Source organism: Candidatus Phytoplasma luffae (assembly GCF_018024475.1).
Classification (GTDB): Bacteria; Bacillota_I; Bacilli_A; order Acholeplasmatales; family Acholeplasmataceae; genus Phytoplasma; species Phytoplasma luffae.
This window is the reverse complement of sequence record NZ_CP054393.1, coordinates 665063-687998: the sequence shown is the minus strand read 5'-3', so window position 1 is coordinate 687998 and position 22936 is coordinate 665063. Positions and strand designations below refer to the sequence as shown.

The window sequence follows — 22936 nt, the reverse complement described above, 5'->3', positions numbered from 1 at the left end:
TATATCCTATGTAGTATAAATTATTCTTCTTTTTTAATATTCACTTTAGAAGGGTATTCTTTTTGTTTTTTTAAAATTTCTTCAAAAAATTCTAAACCTAAAAATGATTTAACTTTTGTAATCATCTTTTCAAATAACAATTTTTTATATTGTTTCAAAAAATTTTGTTGTTTTTTAGTACGTGACACAAATAAAAAAGAAAAGAGAGAAAGAAATAATAAATAAACCGACATAATACAGAAATCAGAAGAATAATTTTTTTTTAATAAAAAAACCCCAATAGGTAAAAATAAAAATATTAATAAAAATAAATTGAAAATTTTTTTCTTAAAAATTTCTGAATTTTTTATCAATATCTTTTCAAGAAAATCAATATACATAATATTAATTTCTTTTTGGTATAAAGAAGAAAACTCTTTATAATAATGTTCATCAATGAAAACTCGATAACAATTATTCAAAGAACTCCAAATAACATATTGTTGCATATTTAAAAAATGTTCATTGTATTTGCTTTGTTCTAAATTAAAAAATTCAATTTTTTTTTCTTCTTCATTTATATTATATGTTTCTGTACGAAACGGAAGACCTTCGCAAGAATTAAAAATGAAAGGAAAAAGTTTAATTTTTTTTATTTTATTTTTAATATTTTTTTTATAATTATCCATTTTTATATTTTTTTCCTTTTTTTTAGATTGTAAAAAAAATTAAAAAAATCTTCTTAAAAATCACCATCCACATATAAACAAAACTTATGGCTGCTTCATTCAAGTTCTGACCAGATTCATTTTTTTTATATTGAATGATGATTTTTAAGAAGATTTTATTATATAAAATTATTAACTATTTTTTTCTTAAATTTAAAAAAAAGCTTTTTAAAAGAAATTCGCTTTCTTTAGCTAATAAACCAGAGTGAAAAGAAATATTAATATTAAAATTAGAATCTCTTTTTAATAAATTTAATTGATTTAAAAAACCTGATTTTATATTAGAAGCTCCATAATATACAGTTTTAATCCTAGATTGAATTAAAGCACCGGTACACATAATACAAGGTTCTAAAGTAGTATAAATTATTATATTATTAAATTTATAATTTTTATTATACTGATTTATCTTTTGCAAAAGCAAAAACTCAGCATGAGAAAAAAATAATTTACTTTTTTCTACATTATTATGTGCTTTGGCAATAATATTATCATCTAAAACAGCTACCGTCCCTACAGGAACTTCACCTTTGAAAAAAGCTTTATAAGCTTCTTTCAAAGCTTCTCTCATAAAATAAAAATGCTTTTCATCCATATATTTTATATTATTTTCTTCTTTAAGTCAATCTAGAAACTTATGACATTTTCTGCAACGTGGTTCGTGATAACTATGTTTTGAATATTTCCCACCGATTATAATAATAGGTTCTTCTTTTTTAGGAATTTTTTGGTCAATTATTCTTTGAGTGCGAGAAGCTTCCTTGCCGCAAACCACACAAGAAGATTTTAATTTTATAACTTCGTCAGCAATAGATAATAAATAACTCATTGAACCAAAAGGTCTTCCGCAAAAATCTAATTCCAAACCGCTTAAAAAAATATGAAAACCTTGATAAGATAAATCGTTTAAAATTTTTTCAATTCCATTATCTAAAAATTGGACTTCATCAATAAATAAAACATCAATATCTGAGTTAATAAAATTTAAAATTTCTTCACTTTTATTTATTAGTATAGAAGGAAAAGTTTTGGAATCATGACTAACCAATTCATCTTTTTCAGAATAACGATCATCAATCTTTGATTTAAAAACTAAAAATTTAACTCCTAAAGATTGAACTAAATTAATTTTATCAATTAATTTGGTCGTTTTACCAGAAAACATAGGTCCGCAAATGATTTCAATAAAACCTTCTTTATCCAAAATCATCTTTCACAAAAACCCTTCTTATTTTTTCAGATTTTGTATAAATTAATTACCTTTGTTATATATTTATTTTTTTTCTTCTTTTAGTTCTTTATTTTCTATTTCTTGTTCTTTATTTTCGTTTCCATAACGTTTATAAAATTTATCTATTTGACCCGCGACAGTTACAAAAAGTTGTTTACCAGTATAAAAAGAATTACATTGAGAACAAATTTCAATTTTTATTTTTTTTACCGTTGTCCAAATTTTATGTTTCGAGTTACAAGTGAAACAAGTTACTTCAACATTATGAAGTTCTGGTTGTTTTATTTTTTTTTTCATAAAATAAATTCCTTTTTGTTTAATATTTTATATTTTAAAATTATATATTGCAACAAATAAACAATATAAATAATAAACATATTAAAAAATTAAATTTTAACATTAAATTTTATACATTTATTATAACATTTATAAATATATAAAAAATAAAAAATTATTTTTTTTGATAAATAGGAAATTTTTTTGTTAAAGATAATACTTCTGTTGAAACTTCTTGAATGATTATATCATTTGTATAATTATTTAAAACTTTATCTATCAAATAAGCTACCTTTATAAATTCTTTTTCTTTAAAACCTCTAGTGGTCATAGCTGGCGTACCTATTCTTATTCCACTAGCATAAAAAGGTTTTTCTTTATCAAAAGGAATAACGTTTTTATTAACAATAATATTAGCTTTTTCTAAAGTTTCAGATGCTATTTTACCATTTAAATGAGGATGTTTATGTTTTAAATCGATTATAAATAAATGATTATCAGTTGTTCCACTTACCAAGCGATAACCTAATTTAATAAAGATGTTAGCAAAAACGAGAGTATTTTTTAATATCTGTTTTTGATAAATTTTAAATTCTTCACTTAAAGCTTCGTCAAAAGCAATCGCTTTAGCGGCTATAACATGTATTAATGGCCCCCCTTGAGTACCTGGAAAAACCCCTCTATTTAATTTTTTCATAATTTCTTCATTATTAGCTAAAATAAGTCCACCTCTTGGACCTCTTAAAGTTTTATGAGTGGTGGAAGTAATAACATCTGCGCCAGCTACAATAGGACAAGGGTGAAGACCGCAAGCAACAAAACCTGCTATATGAGCGATGTCAGCCATTAAATAAGAATTTGTTTCATCGGCAATTTCTCTAAATTTTTTGAAATCAATAGTACGAGAATAAGCAGATGCGCCAACAATAATCATTTTTGGTCTAACCTTCAAAGCTATTTGCCTAACTTCTTCATAATCGATTGTTTCTGTTTCTGGAGAAACTCCATAACTATAAGAACGAAAAAATTTTCCTGAAAAATTTAAATTAAAACCATGAGATAAATGGCCTCCATCATTTAAAGACATTCCTAAAATAGCATCATTAGGTTCTAATAAAGCTTGAAAAACAGCAATATTTGCTTGAGAACCTGAATGCGGTTGAACGTTGGCAAATTTAACATTAAATAATTTTTTAACTTTTTCTATCGCAACATTTTCTATTTCATCAACATATTGACATCCATTATAATATCTTTTTTTAGGATAACCTTCAGCATATTTATTAGTAAATATACTTCCCTGTGCTTTTAAAACATTTTCAGAAACAAAATTTTCAGAAGCGATCAATATCAAATGTTTTTCTTGTCTTTCTTTTTCGTTTTCAAGAATTTTAAAAAATTCTTCTTTAAAGAAATTCATAATTTAATTTCCTTTTATTAATTTTTTACTAACTATAAATAATTATATATTATTTATAGTTATTTGAAATTCGTTTATATTTCAAAATAAATTAAATAAATAGGTTTTAAAAAGGAGAATATATAGCATGTTTTAAAATAATTGAGATTATATTTGTCCTTGTTTTAGGTAGTTGAAAATATTTATAATATTTTTTTATAATTAGTAATTTTAAAAAAAATAAAAAATCAAATATTTGACTTTTGTTAAAAAATTAAATATTTGATTTTTTATTTTTTTATTCTGTGAATAATTTAAAAATATTATTTATAAAATCACGCCATTTAAGAGCGATTTTATAAAATGTACCAAAATCTTCTCCACCTATCAATGTTTTTTTCAAACAATACCATGCTTGTTCAGGTAAAGAATATAATAAAGCTCCTAATATAAAACCTATAATTAATCCTCCGAAAAACCCTAATAAAACGCCTTCAATATCCATCCAAAAACCTCTTTTTTTTAAAATTTTAATTTTTTATATATATTATTTTGATTAATTTTCTTTTGAGATAAAAAAATATATTTTTTTATTAAATTTAGTATAATTATTACATTTTTTATTTTTAAATTCAAATTTGTGATGATTCTGAACCGTTTTATATGGGGAGGTTTAAAATTAGACTTTTCAAAAAAATAAATCTAATCTTATTTATTTTCATTAAAACACACAAATAAAATAAAACTACTATAAAATCAAAATATTTATAAAAAAATAAAATTTTTTGGATGTTTTAATACTTTTTTAAATTTTTTGAACTTTTTTAGGAAAACATCAATAAGGCCATAAAATTTTCTCATTGGATAATTTAAACATTTAAATATAACTAGATTTTAATAAAAAATCATGAAACTTTAATAACATTAAAACAAAAGCGATTAACATACTTCCTAAATTATTTTTTTTAACATATTTATTTTACAAGACGTAAATTAATATTTTATTTATTTATTTATTATTTTGTTAATAAATAAAAAACCCTTTAATTTTTATAAATAAAATATTTTATTTATAAAAATTAATGAAAACAATGTAAAAAAAGATATTCATATAATAAGCGATTTAACACAAATTTTATATACCAAAATAATAAGCCAAGACCATAAAAAATACTAAATTATGAACAGATTAATTTAAAATATAAAATTTTTAACAAAATCATGTAAAATAAAATACTTATTTTTTAAAATTTTCATTATTTATCTTATTCTCGTTAAATAAAATAAAAAACTTATTAATGAATAAAAATAAAACCCAACAAAATAAAATTAACAGAAACAAATCACTAAAGAATACATGAGACACAAAATTAGATAAATTAATAAATTTCAAAAATCGTTTCAAATATAGAAATAAATAAAATAAATTTTAAATTATATTGAAAATCTTTTTTTAGTTTAAACTTTTAAATTAAAAATTTTAATTAAATTAAATTTAAAAAAGTTAAACAATAAATAAAAATAAAAAAATAATATTTTATTAATTTTATTTATTGTTTAAAAAAAATCTTTTATACTATAATATTAATATTTGAAAATAAATTAAAAAAAATAATTTTAAATAAAATAATATAAATATTATTTTTTAATTTTAATATATTTAATTACGAATTATATGTCTTTATTTAGATTTAAGTTATTTAAGCTAAGAAAGGTATTAATTTCTGTCATTATTATGATTAAAAATTATAAAATATTAAAATTGAAATATTTTTTTTATTTTTTAACTTTATTTTTTTATTTATTTACTTTTTATTATGGATTTAAATTAAATGCTTTAGTTAATTATAATTTAGATGTTTTAACTGATGAAGAATTATTAATTGTACAATATAAAGATTTGGACAAAATTATAACAAATTGGGTAGAAGAGCCAAATAAACAATTACTATTAGATGATATACACGATCTAGAAATTATAGAAAAAAGTCCTAATTTCTCGGAATTTTCAAAAGAACATTCTAAATTTATTCCAGGAGAAAAATATTTTTTTATATTAGGTTACGAAAACAATTTAAAAAAAGATGAAAATTTAAAAGAAAAATATAAATTTGAATTTATTTATGAAAAAAAATTAACCAAAATTTTGACACAAAAAGAATTAGGAGAGATAGAAAACAATCATAGAACAACTATAATAAACAAAATCAAAGAATTAAATAAAGTGTTAGAAAAGAAAGATATTAAAATAATGGTTGTTGCTTACGATCATGCTTTGGTTCGTGTCCCAAATTATAATGATATCGTAAAAGTAACATTTGAACTCAAAAATAAATATGAAAAACAACCATTAAAATCTATTTTAACGAATACAGAATTAGGAGAAATAGAAGATAGTACGGAACAAACAATCATAGAAAGAATTAGACAATTAAATAAAGTTTTAGAAAATAAAGATCTTCAAGTGATAAGTTCTAATGATGGAACAGCTAAAATTGTTTCGGATGAATATCAATTTTCAACTAAAGTAGAATTCACTATTCCAGATGAATATAAACCTGTATCAACAAGATCTTTTAGAGAACCATTAAAAAATGTTTTAACTAACACTCAATTAGGAGAAATAGAAGATAATTCAAATCAAAAAATAATAGAAAGAATTAAAAAACTAAATAAAGTTTTAGAAAATAAAAATCTTCAAATAATAGCTTCTAGCGATGAAAACGCCATAATTAAATCTAATGATTATGAAAATTCAATAAAAGTAGATTTTACTGTTAAAAATAAATCCAAACCTCTGTTAAAGGATATTTTAACGAATACAGAATTAGGAGAAATAGAAAATAGTACGGAACAAACAATCATAAAACAAATTAAAAAGCTAAATAAAGTTTTAGAAAAAAAAGAATTACATGTTTTTTCTTCGAATGATGAAAAAGCTTGGATTCAATCTGATGATTATTTAAAATCAGTTTTAGTAAGATTCACTTCAAAAAACCCATCTCATCAATCTTCGCCATCTACAACTGAAGAAAAATTTCTAAAAAATGTTTTAACTAACACTCAATTAGGAGAAATAGAAGATAATTCAAATCAAAAAATAATAGAAAGAATTAAAAAACTAAATAAAGTTTTAGAAAATAAAAATCTTCAAATAATAGCTTCTAGCGATGAAAACGCCATAATTAAATCTAATGATTATGAAAATTCAATAAAAGTAGATTTTACTGTTAAAAATAAATCCAAACCTCTGTTAAAGGATATTTTAACGAATACAGAATTAGGAGAAATAGAAAATAGTACGGAACAAACAATCATAAAACAAATTAGAAAGCTAAATAAAGTTTTAGAAAAAAAAGAATTACATGTTTTTTCTTCGAATGATGAAAAAGCTTGGATTCAATCTGATGATTATTTAAAATCAGTTTTAGTAAGATTCACTTCAAAAAACCCATCTCATCAATCTTCGCCATCTACAACTGAAGAAAAATTTCTAAAAAATGTTTTAACTAACACTCAATTAGGAGAAATAGAAGATAATTCAAATCAAAAAATAATAGAAAGAATTAAAAAACTAAATAAAGTTTTAGAAAATAAAAATCTTCAAATAATAGCTTCTAGCGATGAAAACGCCATAATTAAATCTAATGATTATGAAAATTCAATAAAAGTAGATTTTACTGTTAAAAATAAATCCAAACCTCTGTTAAAGGATATTTTAACGAATACAGAATTAGGAGAAATAGAAAATAGTACGGAACAAACAATCATAAAACAAATTAAAAAGCTAAATAAAGTTTTAGAAAAAAAAGAATTACATGTTTTTTCTTCGAATGATGAAAAAGCTTGGATTCAATCTGATGATTATTTAAAATCAGTTTTAGTAAGATTCACTTCAAAAAACCCATCTCATCAATCTTCGCCATCTACAACTGAAGAAAAATTTCTAAAAAATGTTTTAACTAACACTCAATTAGGAGAAATAGAAGATAATTCAAATCAAAAAATAATAGAAAGAATTAAAAAACTAAATAAAGTTTTAGAAAATAAAAATCTTCAAATAATAGCTTCTAGCGATGAAAACGCCATAATTAAATCTAATGATTATGAAAATTCAATAAAAGTAGATTTTACTGTTAAAAATAAATCCAAACCTCTGTTAAAGGATATTTTAACGAATACAGAATTAGGAGAAATAGAAAATAGTACGGAACAAACAATCATAAAACAAATTAGAAAGCTAAATAAAGTTTTAGAAAAAAAAGAATTACATGTTTTTTCTTCGAATGATGAAAAAGCTTGGATTCAATCTGATGATTATTTAAAATCAGTTTTAGTAAGATTCACTTCAAAAAACCCATCTCATCAATCTTCGCCATCTACAACTGAAGAAAAATTTCTAAAAAATGTTTTAACTAACACTCAATTAGGAGAAATAGAAGATAATTCAAATCAAAAAATAATAGAAAGAATTAAAAAACTAAATAAAGTTTTAGAAAATAAAAATCTTCAAATAATAGCTTCTAGCGATGAAAACGCCATAATTAAATCTAATGATTATGAAAATTCAATAAAAGTAGATTTTACTGTTAAAAATAAATCCAAACCTCTGTTAAAGGATATTTTAACGAATACAGAATTAGGAGAAATAGAAAATAGTACGGAACAAACAATCATAAAACAAATTAAAAAGCTAAATAAAGTTTTAGAAAAAAAAGAATTACATGTTTTTTCTTCGAATGATGAAAAAGCTTGGATTCAATCTGATGATTATTTAAAATCAGTTTTAGTAAGATTCACTTCAAAAAACCCATCTCATCAATCTTCGCCATCTACAACTGAAGAAAAATTTCTAAAAAATGTTTTAACTAACACTCAATTAGGAGAAATAGAAGATGACTCTCATAAAACAATAATAAAAAAAATTAAACAATTAAATCCTAATTTAAATTCAGAAGAATTCCAAGTAGAAATAATACCAAAAAAAAATAAAGCAATTATTAAATCAAATAAATTCGTAGACGAAATAGAAGTTGTTTATAATTTGCCGAAAGAAGAAAAAGAAGAAAAAACTTCCACAATAATCAAAATAATAATTATTGTTTTAATTTTATTATTAATTATTACTTTATTATTAAAATAAAATAAAAAAATCATTATCAAATTATTATAATTTAAAAAATTAAAAACAAATAATTAAAAAAATTCTATAAATAAAAAATGTTTAACATTTCTTATTTATAAGTTTTATATATTAATAAAAAATGTTATAATTAATTTTGAATTTGATTTGATAACATAAAATTTAAATATTTTAATTTTAATAAAAAGGAAATATTTTAAACATGAATCTTTTTAAATTAAGTAAATTAAATTACAAATATACAGATTTAGAACCTTTTATAGATAGCCAAACAATGGAAATTCATCACACTAAACATCATCAAAATTATATCAATAATTTAAATGCTGCTTTGGATAAATATAAAATTGTTAATGATGATTTAGAAAATATATTAAAAAATATATCTTCTCTACCAAAAGAAATTCAAACTACAGTAATCAATAACGGAGGGGGGCATTTTAATCATTCTTTTTTTTGGAAAATATTAAAATTAAATGAACCTTGCAAACAATCATATCAAATATATAATTTGATTACAAATTTTTTCGGAAATATAGAAAATTTTAAAGATCAATTTTCTATCAAAGCACAAAGTCTTTTTGGTAGCGGTTGGACATGGCTTATTTATGATTTTGATAATAATTTAAAAATTATAAATACTCCAAATCAAAATAATTGTTTAGATATAGGGTATTCTCTTTTAGGTTTAGATCTTTGGGAACACGCTTATTATTTAAGTTTTCAAAATAGACGTAAAGATTATATAGAAGCTTTTTATAATGTTATTAATTGGTCGCAAGTGGAACAAAATTTGAATCAGGCAATAATTAAAAATTCTGTTAATAATAAATAATTTTTAATATGAAATAAAATAAAAAATGAAAAAAATAAGAAATTCAATAATTATAGATTTATATCAATATGATTTTTACCAAAATAATATTCATAATAACGATAATATAAATATCAATATTTTAAAACATATTATTAAAAATATTGATTTAATAGATCTTATTATTAAAAAGAATTTGTATAATTATGAAATTAATAGATTAAACAAAGTAGATAAAGCTATTATTCGTTTGGCAACATTTGAGTTATTAAATAAAAAAAATTCTCACAAAATAATAATTAACGAAGCTATTGAATTAACAAAAAAATATTCTGATTTAAACAACAGCAAACAATATAAATTTAATAATAAAATTTTGCATTTAATTTTTGAAGATGTCGAAAAAAATAAATATAAAATAAACGAATTATAAAAAATAGTTTATTTTATATTTATTTATTTAAAAATTTGAATTTATTTATTTTTTAAAAAGATATTCATATATATCTTTAAAGAAAAAAAAAATAGGCGAAAGAAAAAGACAAATCAAAATAATAAAAAAAATTCTTTTTAATAATAAACTTTTATTTATTTTGCTAATATTATTTTTTTTATTTTTTTTAGATATTAAATCTTTTTTTTTATTCATTTTTTTTCTTTCTTTTTTTTTTGATAATAATTAAAAGATGTTTTTTATAAACAAATTATAAATAAACAAAATATTTTATAACTTTTTATAACTTATATTTATATTATAATATAAAAAAAATAAATTAAAAATGTTTTGTTTATTAAGGGATTCGCTTTAATGACAAATTATATCAAAAACAAACTAAAACAATTAAAATTTGAAACCATTACTCCTATTCAAGAAGAATTATTTAATAATTTTCAAAAACCTTTAAATATAGTAGGTATTTCGCCAACAGGGACAGGAAAAACACATGCTTATTTATTACCTATTTTAAGCGAAATTGATTGGCGACAAAATAAAACTCAAGCTATTATTATCGCTCCTAATAATGAATTAATTTTTCAAATTTTCCAAATGATAAAACAAATAGAACAAAGAAGTTCTCAAGTAAAAATTCTATATGGCGGTATGGATAAACAAAAAACAATAAAAAATTTAGAAAAAAAACAATCTCCTTTAATCATAACCACTTTAAATAAATTATTTGAATATTATACTGTTTTTAAAACAATTAAATTCGCTAAATCTTCTTTTTTAGTTTTAGATGAAGCAGATATGTTGTTCGAGCAAAGTTCATTATCTTTATTAGATGTTTTATTAACAAGTTGGAAACCTAAAATTTTATTATTCTCTGCTTCTATCACTAGTAACATGAACCCTTTTATTAACAAATATTTTGGAAAATCTCTATTTTTAAATACTAATGATAAACAAAAATTAAATTTAAAATATTACACTTTGTTAAGTTATCAAGAAAAACGTTTGAATGATTTAAAACATTTAATGAAAAATTTAAATCCTTATTCAGCCTTAATTTTTGTATCAAAAAAAGAAGAACAATCTAAAATATATAATTTTTTAAAAACATTTAATTTTAATATTTTAAATTTTTCTTCTGATTTAAAAATACAAAAAAGAAAATATTTCTTCAATGAAATAAAAAAAATGAAATATCAATATATTTTAACTAGTGATTTGATGGCGAGAGGTTTAGATTTAGATATTGAATGGGTTATTCACTATGATTTGCCTAAAAAAAACTTAGAATTTTTTCAACACAGAAGTGGTAGAACGGGAAGAATGGGAAAAGAAGGAAAAGTTTTAATTTTTTACGATGAAAAAGAACAAAAATCTTTACAAAAAATTAAACAACAACATAATATTGTTTTTCAAAATATAGTTTTAACCGAAAATGGTTTCCGTGAACAAACAATAAAAACAAAAACTACAAAAAATTTCAAAAAATTTTTACCTACAAAAACAAAAAATAAAAAAAATGTCAAAAATTTTTCAACTACTAATCAAAATTTAAAAAAAAATAAAAAAATTAATACTAAAAGAAAAAAAAATTATGAATAAATTGATAATAGGTAGTCATATATCTTTTAAACAACCTTTTTTTTACTTAAATACTTTACAACAAGCTTTATCTTTTGGAGCTAATACCTTTATGATTTATACAGGAGCGCCTCAAAATACTAAAAGACCAGATTTTAATAAAATTTATCTTTCGGAAACTTTAATTGAAATGAAAAAAAATTCATTTCAATTCAACAATTTAGTAGGTCACGCACCTTATATAATTAATTTAGCTAATCTTTCTATAGAAAAAAGAAATTTCGCTATTTCTTTTCTTACCGAAGAATTAAAAAAATTTGAAATTTTAAAAATTCCTCAAATGGTTTTACATCCTGGAAATTCACTCCAACAAGAGAGAAAAGAAGCTATCAAAATGATAGCCCAAGGTATTAATCAAATTTTTAAAAATACATCTGATTTAAAAATCAAAATAGCTTTAGAAACTATGTCTGGAAAAGGTACCGAAATAGGTTATAAATTTCAAGAATTAAAAAACATTATTGATTTGATCGAAGATAAAACAAGAATAAGTGTTTGTTTTGATACTTGTCATGTTTTTGATGCTGGTTACGATATTAAAAATAATTTTAATTTAGTAATGGAAGAATTTAATAATATTATTGGTTATAAATATTTAAGTGTTGTTCATATTAATGATTCCAAAAATATTTTAGGTAGTAAAAAAGATAGACATGAAAATATAGGATATGGAAAAATAGGTTTTGATTCTTTAATGAAAATTATTTATTCACCTTTTTTTAAATCTTTACCTAAAATTTTAGAAACCCCTTTTATTAACGACCAGCCTCCTTACGAAGCAGAAATTAAAATGATCAAAGAAAAAAAATTCAATCCCTATTTAAAAAAAATTATTTTATAATTGACATTATTTTCATTTATTATAAATTATTGAAATTTTTATGTTTTATAAAAAATATATTCAAAACATTATATCAATAAAAAATGGCCCCATTAATTTAAATTAATAGGGCCATTTTTTTTTATAATTTCATTCAATTCATCTTTGTGCAAAGTTTTTTTTAATAATAATTCTTTTGAAATTTTATCTAAAATTTTTTGATTTTTTCTAAGTATGGTTTTGGTTTTATTTAAAAAATTTGTATATTCTTTTTGATTTTTACAAATAGGCATAATTGTTTTTAATTTTTTAATATCATCACCTGAACCTTTACCAACATCATTTATATTTATTCTATTTTGTTCAAATAATAAACTTTCGGAAGCTACACCACCTAAACAAATTAAAGCTTGATTATGATTATTTCTTTTTATAACTGAATGTTTAACATGACCTAAAGTTTTATTAGTTGGCACAATAGTAACAGAAATAACATTAAAATTTTCCGGAAAAGATAAAGCTATTAATGCATGTCCTGCTTCGTGATAAGCAGTTTTTTCTATTTCAGATACATGTCCTGAAGTAAATAAAAAACTTTGAATTGTATATCTATGAAAAAATAAACTAATTAGTGCAAAAATAAAGCTGATAAATAATAATAGATAAATCCAAATAATATTATATGTTTTTTTATTCATTTATTTAATTGCCGCCATCATCATTCGAAAATAATTTGTTCTAATTCTGGTTCAGATTTTTTTGTTTTAAATTGTTCTTGAAATAATTTTTTAATTCGTTGTTTTAAAAAATTAACATTTGTAACACATTTTTCAATACATTCTTGTTTTAATATTAATAATGATTCTGAGAATTCATAAAGAATTCGATCTGGAACCGGAATAAATTCATCAAAAAAATTTCCTTTGTTAATATTGATTCTTTTTCTTTTCATTTTGTTTTGAAACTTGTTTTGAATATCTAGAAGATATGTTTCATAGAATTTTTGTTTATTTTCGTCAATTTTATTTTGATACATTTGTGAAAAATTTTTTATTAATTCACTTCTTTTATCTTCTTTTTGTTTATTCTCTCCTACTATAAAATTGTTAATTTCTTGATTTATTAGTTCAAAATTACCTTCTAAAATTTTAATATTTTGCCCAATTTGATTTTTAAGTTCGACAATATCATTATTAGATTTTTCGTTTAAATTTTCAAACAACAAATAATTTGATTCTCTAAATGTTTGTAATTTTTCTCTTATTTCATTGTTTATTTTTATTTCGTTTTCTTCTGAATTCTTATTAATTATTTTCAATAATTCATTTAATAAACTTTGGATTTGTTTTGATTGAAAATTATTTTCTGATTCTAAAGCTTGAATATTTTGCTCAATTTTAGATTTAAGTGTAACAATATCATTATTAGGCGCTTCGTTTAACAAATTATTAAATGTTTTTAAATTATTTATTGTATCTCTTATTTCATTGTTTATTTTTATTTCGTTTTCTTCTGAATTCTTATTAATTATTTTCAATAATTCATTTAATAAACCTTTATTATTTGTTTTTATTTCTGTAATTATCGCTTCATATATTTTGTCTTGTGATTTAATATTTAAACCATCTAATTTATTAAAAATTTCTCCTTGGTTGTGATCTTCTTGTATCCAATTATCAAATGTGTTTTCGTGTTCTGAGATTTTTTTGTCATATTCTTCAATTTTTTTTTTCCATTTTTCTTGAAAAATTACCTTTTTTTCTTCATAACTTCCTTGAGCTGTTGTTAATAATTTACATATTTCTGAAATATTATTTTTTATTAAATCAAAGTTTATATATTCATCAATTTGTTTCATTTGAACATCAATTAGAATGTTTTTGTCTATTAGTGGTTTTATTATTTTTTTATATTCTTCTGAATTTTTATCTTTATGTTTATTTTCGAAATAAAAACATTTTAATAATTCTTGGAAATATTTTTCACTTACCATTTCTTTGTAACTGTTATAAATTTTATCTTTTTGTTTTACAAATTCATCTATAATTTGATTATATTTCGTTTCTAATTCTTTTTTTAATTGAATTTTAGTATTTGTGTGTTCTTGTTGTATGTTTTGGTTTTGGTTAATATTATTCAATTCTTGTTGAAATTGTGTTTTTATATTTTGGTTTATATTTTGTTCAACACATAAAATTAAATTATTTAAAAGATTAAGATTTTTAAGATCTGTTTTTATTATGTTTAATTCTTTTAATTTTTCATCATTTTGTTTTAATTTGATTATAATGTTTTTTAAATGATCTGACATTTGTGCTAATATTTTCTGTTGATTTTTTACCGTACTATGCTCTTCACCAAAACGTTTTATTTCTGCGCAATCATTCAAATCTAAGAAATCATATAAATATTGATTTGATGGCAATTCTATTAATTCACAAGATGAAGTTTTATCATTGATTATTTGATTAAAATTTGTTTGAAAATCCCATAATAAGTTCCATTGTTTTTGAAATGATTCTAGATTTTGCTCATTATATAAAATTGATGAATTCAAATGACTAAATTTTGAAGTTAAAAAACCATTAAATTCTTTTTCTTTTTCTATAAGATATTTTTGAATTTGGGTGTGATATTTATGCATAAAAGATATAAGCAAAAAATGATAATTCAACAACATTTGTTGTTGGTAAGCTTCAATAAAATTATCAAATTCTTTCATTTTGTTTATCAAATCATCTATTGTTGTTTCGCGTTTAAAAACATTTAAATCATTACCATTGCAAGTTATGAATGCGTTTAATGTAGATACTATATCAAAACTATTTTTTATTATAGGTCGTGAATTATTATTAGAAGCGAATTTTTTTGTTTCTTTATTTGTCGAAGTTGGCATTTGAACATAAATATTTTGATCAGTGATTATTCTGTTTTGTGATGGCGAAACATTACCATCGTTTGTTCTTGAATTTGTCGAAGTTGGCATTTGAACATAAATATTTTGATCAGTGATTATTCTGTTTTGTGATGGCGAAACATTACCATCGTTTGTTCTTGAATTTGTCGAAGTTGGCATTTGAACATAAATATTTTGATCAGTGATTATTCTGTTTTGTGATAGAGTAGAAAAGTCAGAATCAGTTTGGGCGAATATTACGTTAATACAAAGAAAAAATGAAAAAATGAATAAAACCCAGAATATCCAAAAATAAAATTTTATATTTTTTTTTAACATAAAAAAATTCCTTCACTTTTGTTAAAATCAAATATTGTTTCCTAACAATGAATTAATTTTCTTAATTTCTTCTGAATTAATACCGGCGCCGTGACCTATATAATTTTTTAAAGCGTATTCTAAATCTTCTGGCAAAATACAAAGGACTGATTCTGTAATTGGTCTTGCTAAGAATTGTTGTTCGTTGTTTGAATTTAACATTGGTTCGCCATTTATTGGGGATACTATCATTTCGTTTATTATATTGCTTGTAAATTGTGATCCCCCACTAAAAGCGGCTTTATTAGCAGCTATAGTAATCATCATTTCTAATTTTCTACCTGATTGAATATTATAAAAATGTGTTTTAACTCGTTCTAAATTTTTGAAAAAATCCAACTTTTTTCCTTCGCAACTTTTTGGAACTTTTATTTTTAATGTTGCTTCGTATTTTCTAATAAATTCTTCTTCTGCAGTTATTTCATCTAGATTTTTTAATGGCCCTTTATCTTCTACTGTTCCTATCGAAGCAATAGATAATTTTCCTAATGTTATTAATTCGGCATATTTTTCTGGTTTTTCTAAAGCTTTATTAAATACTTCAGTTATTTTTTTTAAATGCTCAAAAGCTGACGGTGTTACATTATATTTTTTAAACATTAATTCTAAATATCCTAATCTTTGTTCAGGTTTTAAATAACCAATATATAATTCTTCTAAACGGCTTCTTATAGCACTATCTATTTTATCGATATGATTAGTAGCTGCTATAAAATAAATTGGTTTGTCTGGGTCAGTACTTATACCATCTAATTGAGTTAAAAATATATTTGTTTTTTTTGCATCCCCTTCTTCTAATGTAACTGTTTTACCATCTCTTGATTTTATTATTTCTTCTGCTTCATCAACGAAAATAATAGAAGGGCTATTTTTTCTTGCTTTTTTAAATGTTTCTTCAATTTCTTGTGCAGTGTTTGCAGAAGTAATAGGATAAAAAGTCATGTTCGCTTCTTTAGCGGCACATTTAGCTAAAAAAGTCTTACCTGTGCCGGGCGGACCATAAAAAATAACTCCTCTAGGAGGCGGCGTTATTTCATTTTTAGAAGAATAACTAACATATTGTTTATTTTGATTTTTATCTTTTATCAAACGATATTTTTCTGGGTAAATGAATCTATCTAAATCTCCTTTTAATTGTTTGATTTGTTCATCCATACCATAAGCTGCATCAAATGTTTTGAAACTTTCCCAATTTATTTCTCGCGGCGCTAAGAAATCTTTTAAAGTTTCATTATCAAATGAAGATGAAACTGGAATGTTAGAAATATCATCTTGAAAATTATTACCAACATCATTTCTATTTATGTGCATGCTCAAAAAAACAGCCAATCCACTAAATAATAATATTATTATTGATACAAAAACAAAAATAACAAAATTTTTTTTATTTGACATTATAATATATAAATCCTTTTAGATATATTTCAATTTTGTCTTTGATTAATTAGTATTAAAAATTGTGTGAAATAATTTAGGAATATCACGTCCTGTCGGACTATCTAAAACCTTTTTAAGTTGTTGCGTCAATCCTTTGTTATTCAATGTTTCTTCTTTTATTTTCCTTAATATAAGTTTTTGATATTTAGTAATATCTTCTGATTTGGATAAATTGTCTAATTCAGGTAAAATATCAAAAAATAAATCTAATATTCCACAATAATAATTTAAATAACATCTTCCAAAATTTAAATTATCCATGACATTCTGTTTATTATTTATTATTTCTTTAATTTTGGCAACTGAACCATTTTTTAATGTTTCTGTTTCTATTTCATCTTCTAATTTTTTTTGATATTTTTTTAACTCCTCGCAACAAAGTAAAAATTTATCAATTAATAATTTGATATTTTGATCATTGGCAATTTCTTTATATTTTTTGAAATTAGAAAAAGTTTTTTCATCTTGTAATTTATCTTTTTCTGATTTCGCGTATAAGTCAATATAATACATATTACTTTCCGTATTAACTTTTGATGTTGAACTATATTGTTGGTTAATGTTCTCATCGATGTTGTTTAATTTTTTATAATAATCTGCAATGTTTGATATTAATGAATTATATTGTTCTTTTGGATTATTTGTTGTATATTTGTCAACTTGTGTTTTTATATCTTTTATTTTTATATAATTAAAACAAACACCAATTGAATTTATAATAATAATTATAAATAAAAAAACAATAATAATTTTTTTTAATAAAGAATTTTTTTTTACATATTCCATTATTTATTTAATTCCTTTTTTTAAAAAAATAATATAATTTATTTTAATTTTTTCTATTTTGTATATATTATTCTATCTGATTTTTGTTTGATAATAAAACGCCCCAAATCAAAATTAAATTTTTTCGGAATGTTTTAATTTGTCCTTCGCGTGCTTCATATGATACATCACGAACTCCATCTTTTTGTTGAAAAATATACAAATATTCTGATTTTAATTCTTCTATTAAATCGATATTTGTTGATTCTGATTTTGTTGAATAATTAATTGATTTACACAATTCTTTTATTTTTTCTTTTTCTTCATCTTTTAATTTTTCTGATTGAAGTTCTGCTTGAATCACATTATCAACTGTTTTGTGGAAGAAATCTTTTGAAATTAATTTTACTATTGAAAAAACTTTTGGAAAAAATTGTAATTGTTTTAATTGTTGTTCTTTTGGGTTTAGTGTAGGAATTCCTGATATTTTCTCTATAAAGTATTTAATAACTTTAAACCTTGTTATAAAAAAAATTTCTTCTTCTTTAGGTAATTCAGGCAATTTTAAAAAAAAATCTATCGAATAACTAACTAATTTTGCATCACTAGCTAAATTTTTTAAATTCATTTCTTCTAATGAAAAAGTTTTAGTAGATTCTTTTTCAGCTTCATTAATAAAATTTGTTAATTTTACTTGTATTTCTTTTAATTTGTTTGATGATTTAATAAATAATATTTTAGTTAAATCAAATTCAACATATTCTTTTATCGATTTAATTTTACTTTTGAATTCTTTCAATTGTTTCTCTTTTTCAAGTTTTTCATTTTCAAGTTTTTCTTTTTGTGAATTTAATGATTGATTGAGCGCAAATAAAGGAGAATAATCTTTTTGTTTATTTTTGATTTCTGTTTTTTTATGTTCAATTTCTGTTTGTATAGTTTTGATTTCTGTTTTTTTATGTTCAATTTCTGTTTGTATAGTTTTGATTTCTGTTTTTTTATGTTCAATTTCTGTTTCTAAATTAATAATTTTTGAAATATTATTTTTAATATCATTAATTATTTTAGGCATACCATTATCTTTGGGTAAAATTATTTTCGGTTCATAAAATATAATAAAAAAACTCAAACTTAAAAATAGAAAAAGAAAAAAAGACAAAATAATTAAAAATTTATTTTTCTTTTTTTTATGCATTATTAAATAAATCCTATTCGCAATTTAAAAAAATTATAAATAAATATACAGAGTAATTATATATTATAATTATAATTAATTAAAAAATAACAACTATAAAATAATTTAGTTTATTTTTGATAGATTTTCATTTATATAATAAAATATATTTTTATCAAGTAATTAATGAGGTTCTAAAAAGTTTTATATGCAATTTAAAATTAAAGTTTGGCAAAAACAAATATATCCTATTTATTTTCATTATAAAACAAAAAAAAAAAAAACAAATTAAAAACAGAATTTTAAATAACTTTTTGATTGTTTTTGTTATATTCTAATTTTTAAATTGTTTTGAGCGGTATCACTTAAATATTTTTATAACTTTTTTATCGGTTATTATAATTTTTTATCTCTTCTTTTGATTTTATTTAAAACCACAACCTACTAAACATTTAATAATTTTTTTAAAGTGAAAATACAATTTTCTAAAATCATTCTTTTTAAATCTTTTTTTAAATTTAATTTAAGGTTTAATTATAAAAAAACCAAATCTTAAAATTCAATAAGATTCGGTTTTTTTATAATTTTTATAGCTAATAATACGAAATTAATAACTTTTTTAAAAAAGGTTTATTTTTTCTATAATTTTTAGTTTGGGACCATTTATAATAAGAACAATAATGAATTATTTTTATTTTTAAAATAATTCATAATAATTATCTAAATTATAATATTTTATAAAATATTGATAATAAAACATATATTATAAAAAATAATTATTTATTGAAAAAAATTTAAAATTAATTTAATTTTCAATTAAAGTTTTTCCTGTCATTTCTTTAGGTCGCGGAACCCCTAATAATTGTAATAAAGTAGGAGCGACATCAGATAAAAAACCAGTTCTTAAATTAATATTATTTTTAGTAACAATAAAAGGCACTAAATTAGTAGTATGAGCAGTATGCGGTTTTCCTTCTTCATCAACCATTTGTTCAGCGTTTCCGTGATCAGCAACAATACAAGCGATACCATTGATAGATAAAATAGCTTCTACTACTTCTTTTAAACATGAATCAACCGCTTCTGTTGCTTTAATAGTCGCTTCTAAAGAGCCAGTATGCCCAACCATATCTAAATTAGCGAAATTTAAAATCATAGTGTTGTATTTTTGAGATAAAATAGCTTGTTTTGCTTTTTCCTTAACTAAAAAAGCGCTCATTTCAGGTTTTAAATCATAAGTTTTAACTTTGGGTGAAGGAATTAAAATACAATCGGTATTCAAAAAATTTTGCTCTCTCCCGCCATCAAAAAAGAAAGTAACATGAGGATATTTTTCTGTCTCAGCGATTCTTAATTGATTCATTTTATGATCAGCAATAACTTTCCCATAAACATTATCTAAATTAACGGATTGAAAAGCTATTTCTCCTTTTGTATATTGAGAATAAAAAGTCATTGTCACAATAAAAAGATTTTTTAATAATTTTTTATTATCAAAATAAGGTTTTCCTTCAGTTTGAAAATGACATGTCATATAAGGATTAGAAAAAGCAATAGCCAAACGCATAATTCTGTCGGAACGAAAATTTACAAAAATAATACTATCATTGTCTTGAATAAAACCTTCCGAATCAACTACAAAAGGTTCTATAAATTCATCAGTAATATTTTTTTGATACATTTCTTCTATTTTTTTTAAAGGACAACCAACTACAGAATTATTTTTAGAAACTAACATATTGTAAACTAAATTTATCCGATCCCAATTATTATCACGATCTAAAGCGTAATATCTTCCGCTGACAGAAGATAAATTAAAACCATTATTCAAAACTTTACGAATATATTGAATTCCTGATTTTGGAGAAACATCTCTGCCATCAGTAAAAGCATGCAAATATGTTTTGTTTTGGATACCATGTTGTTTAACTAATTTCAATAAAGCTTCAAAATGATCTAAATGAGAATGTACACCGCCATCAGAAACCAAACCTAATAAATGTAATTTACTATTATTTTTTTTAGCATGTTCTATAGCTTGTAAAAATTTTTCATTTTTAAAAAAAGATTCATCACGAATAGATTTATTTATCTGCGTCAAATATTGATCAATAACACGTCCTGCTCCTAGATTTAAATGTCCTACTTCGCTGTTTCCCATTTGTCCTTCTGGCAAACCAACTGACTCACCAGAAGCTTTTAAAGTAGTATTAGAAAAAGTATTCAAAAGATAATCTAAATAAGGAGTTTTTGCTAAATATACAGCATTATTTTCTTTTTGAGATGATAAACCTAAACCATCTAAAATAATTAAACCTACAAAATTAGTCAAAACCAAACCTCCAATTATTGATTATTGATTTCGTTATATTTTAATATGAAAATTAAAATTTTATTTTTTCAAATTAGAAAAATTTTTTAATCCTAAATAAGGAGCATTTTGTAATTTTTCTTCGATTCTTAATAATTGATTATATTTAGCTATACGATCAGTTCTCGATGCAGAACCTGTTTTGATTTGTCCTGAATTAACAGCAACCGCTAAATCAGCTATAGTAGTGTCTTCTGTTTCTCCGCTTCGATGCGAAATAACTGTTGTATAAGAATTTTTTTTAGCTAATTCTATAACTTCTAAAGTTTCTGTCAATGTTCCTATTTGATTTAATTTAATTAAAATAGAATTTCCTATTTTTTGTTCGATTCCTTCTGTCAATTTATCAAAATTAGTAACAAATAAATCATCTCCTACCAATTGAACTTTATGACCTAATTTTTCAGTTAAAAGTTTCCATCCAGCCCAATCATTTTGATCTAAACCATCTTCAATAGAAATAATAGGATATTTATTAATTAATTTTTCGTAATAAGAAACCAGTTCTTCACTAGTTAATGTTTTATTATTTTCAGAAGCTAAAACATACATTTTTTTATCTTTATCATAAAATTCTGAAGCAGCTACATCCATGCTTATAAAAACATCTTTGCCGGCTTTATACCCAGCGTTATGAATAGCTTGAATAATATTTTCTATAACCTCTTCATTAGAATTAAAATCAGGAGCGTAACCACCTTCATCTCCGATAGTAGTTGATAATTTTTTTTGTTTCAAAATTTTTCCTAAATGATGAAAAATTTCAGTGCCGCAACGTAAAGATTCTTTGAAAGAAGTGAAATTAGTAGGTAAAATCATAAATTCTTGAAAATCAATATTATTAGATGCGTGAACACCACCATTAATAACATTCATCATAGGAACAGGTAATTGTTTTGGTTGGATACCACTTATATATTCGTAAAATTCCAAATTTAAATAATTGGCTGCTGCTCTAGCGCAAGCTAAAGAAACACCTAAAATAGCATTAGCTCCTAATTTAGATTTATTAGGTGTATTATCTAATTCAATCATTTTTTTATCGATTAAATTTTGTGATAAAACAGATAAATTTTTTAATTCTGGTGCAATAATCTCTAAAACGTTTTTAACTGCTTTAAGTGTTCCTTTTCCTAAATATCTTCCTTTGTCTTCGTCTCTTAATTCTACCGCTTCATATTCACCAGTAGAAGCGCCGGAAGGAACGATAGCTTTTCCTATAAAACCTGACATAGTATGTATTTCTACTTCTATTGTTGGATTTCCTCTCGAATCTAAAACTTCACGAGCTAAAATTTTATCAATATAAGACATTTTCTAACAAATAACTCCTTATCATATTTTAATATTAAAATAATTAAGACAAATTATTTTAATTAAATTTTTAAATACATAAACATTATAATATATTTTAAAATAAAAAATATTATAGT

At 21.9% G+C, this 22936-nt stretch carries 18 protein-coding genes and 1 other RNA gene; 5 read left to right on the top strand and 14 right to left on the bottom strand.

Annotated elements, in window-relative coordinates; all coding sequences use genetic code 11:
• Positions 1 to 20: 20 nt before the first annotated feature.
• The 7 genes from LFWB_RS03485 to LFWB_RS03455 all read right to left on the bottom strand — a co-directional run bounded on the left by LFWB_RS03485 (position 21) and on the right by LFWB_RS03455 (position 4118).
• Positions 21 to 668 (bottom strand): hypothetical protein, encoded by a 648-nt coding sequence (locus tag LFWB_RS03485; RefSeq protein WP_210954649.1) that lies wholly within the window; start codon positions 666 to 668, stop codon positions 21 to 23.
• A 51-nt stretch (positions 669 to 719) separates the two neighbouring features.
• Positions 720 to 815, bottom strand: an RNA gene (gene ffs / locus LFWB_RS03480) — signal recognition particle sRNA small type.
• Between the two features lie 28 nt (positions 816 to 843).
• Positions 844 to 1302 carry a nucleoside deaminase gene (locus LFWB_RS03475; protein ID WP_210954648.1) on the bottom strand — a complete coding sequence of 153 codons (459 nt, stop codon included), beginning with the start codon at positions 1300 to 1302 and terminating at the stop codon, positions 844 to 846.
• Between the two features lie 27 nt (positions 1303 to 1329).
• Positions 1330 to 1917 (bottom strand): thymidine kinase, encoded by a 588-nt coding sequence (locus LFWB_RS03470; protein ID WP_210954647.1) that lies wholly within the window; start codon positions 1915 to 1917, stop codon positions 1330 to 1332.
• Between the two features lie 63 nt (positions 1918 to 1980).
• A complete protein-coding gene (gene rpmE / locus LFWB_RS03465) occupies positions 1981 to 2235 on the bottom strand; it encodes a 50S ribosomal protein L31 (protein WP_210954646.1) in 255 nt (84 codons plus the stop codon).
• A 154-nt stretch (positions 2236 to 2389) separates the two neighbouring features.
• Entirely contained in the window at positions 2390 to 3634 is a 1245-nt protein-coding gene (glyA, locus tag LFWB_RS03460; protein ID WP_210954645.1) for a serine hydroxymethyltransferase, read from the bottom strand.
• A gap of 277 nt (positions 3635 to 3911) precedes the next feature.
• A complete protein-coding gene (locus tag LFWB_RS03455; protein WP_210954644.1) occupies positions 3912 to 4118 on the bottom strand; it encodes a hypothetical protein in 207 nt (68 codons plus the stop codon).
• 1257 nt (positions 4119 to 5375) lie between these two features.
• Between LFWB_RS03455 and LFWB_RS03450 the strand changes: the two genes are divergently transcribed.
• The 5 genes from LFWB_RS03450 to LFWB_RS03430 all read left to right on the top strand — a co-directional run bounded on the left by LFWB_RS03450 (position 5376) and on the right by LFWB_RS03430 (position 12503).
• Positions 5376 to 8756, top strand: a complete 3381-nt coding sequence (locus tag LFWB_RS03450) for a hypothetical protein (protein WP_210954643.1) — start codon at positions 5376 to 5378, stop codon at positions 8754 to 8756.
• A 202-nt stretch (positions 8757 to 8958) separates the two neighbouring features.
• The gene (locus tag LFWB_RS03445; RefSeq protein WP_210954642.1) at positions 8959 to 9591 is read left to right on the top strand and encodes a superoxide dismutase; all 633 of its coding nucleotides are present in this window, start codon (positions 8959 to 8961) and stop codon (positions 9589 to 9591) included.
• Positions 9592 to 9616: 25 nt separating this feature from the next.
• Entirely contained in the window at positions 9617 to 10003 is a 387-nt protein-coding gene (locus tag LFWB_RS03440; RefSeq protein WP_210954641.1) for a transcription antitermination protein NusB, read from the top strand.
• 375 nt (positions 10004 to 10378) lie between these two features.
• Positions 10379 to 11623, top strand: a complete 1245-nt coding sequence (locus LFWB_RS03435) for a DEAD/DEAH box helicase (protein WP_210954640.1) — start codon at positions 10379 to 10381, stop codon at positions 11621 to 11623.
• Complete coding sequence (locus LFWB_RS03430; RefSeq protein ID WP_210954639.1) at positions 11616 to 12503, top strand: deoxyribonuclease IV; 888 nt, start codon at positions 11616 to 11618, stop codon at positions 12501 to 12503. Before LFWB_RS03435 ends, LFWB_RS03430 begins: the two co-directional genes overlap by 8 nt.
• A gap of 92 nt (positions 12504 to 12595) precedes the next feature.
• On the opposite strand, the gene LFWB_RS03425 is transcribed toward LFWB_RS03430, so the two are convergent.
• The 7 genes from LFWB_RS03425 to eno form a co-directional block, all read right to left on the bottom strand.
• The gene (locus LFWB_RS03425) at positions 12596 to 13180 is read right to left on the bottom strand and encodes a M41 family metallopeptidase (RefSeq protein WP_210954638.1); all 585 of its coding nucleotides are present in this window, start codon (positions 13178 to 13180) and stop codon (positions 12596 to 12598) included.
• Between the two features lie 20 nt (positions 13181 to 13200).
• Positions 13201 to 15558, bottom strand: a complete 2358-nt coding sequence (locus LFWB_RS03420) for a hypothetical protein (protein ID WP_210954637.1) — start codon at positions 15556 to 15558, stop codon at positions 13201 to 13203.
• A gap of 186 nt (positions 15559 to 15744) precedes the next feature.
• Positions 15745 to 17151, bottom strand: a complete 1407-nt coding sequence (locus LFWB_RS03415) for an AAA family ATPase (RefSeq protein WP_210954636.1) — start codon at positions 17149 to 17151, stop codon at positions 15745 to 15747.
• 45 nt (positions 17152 to 17196) lie between these two features.
• Complete coding sequence (locus LFWB_RS03410; protein ID WP_210954635.1) at positions 17197 to 17979, bottom strand: hypothetical protein; 783 nt, start codon at positions 17977 to 17979, stop codon at positions 17197 to 17199.
• Between the two features lie 67 nt (positions 17980 to 18046).
• Entirely contained in the window at positions 18047 to 19153 is a 1107-nt protein-coding gene (locus LFWB_RS03405; RefSeq protein ID WP_210954634.1) for a coiled-coil domain-containing protein, read from the bottom strand.
• Positions 19154 to 19937: 784 nt separating this feature from the next.
• Positions 19938 to 21464 carry a 2,3-bisphosphoglycerate-independent phosphoglycerate mutase gene (gene gpmI, locus LFWB_RS03400; protein WP_210954950.1) on the bottom strand — a complete coding sequence of 509 codons (1527 nt, stop codon included), beginning with the start codon at positions 21462 to 21464 and terminating at the stop codon, positions 19938 to 19940.
• A gap of 60 nt (positions 21465 to 21524) precedes the next feature.
• The gene (gene eno / locus LFWB_RS03395) at positions 21525 to 22817 is read right to left on the bottom strand and encodes a phosphopyruvate hydratase (RefSeq protein WP_210954633.1); all 1293 of its coding nucleotides are present in this window, start codon (positions 22815 to 22817) and stop codon (positions 21525 to 21527) included.
• Positions 22818 to 22936 lie beyond the last annotated feature (119 nt).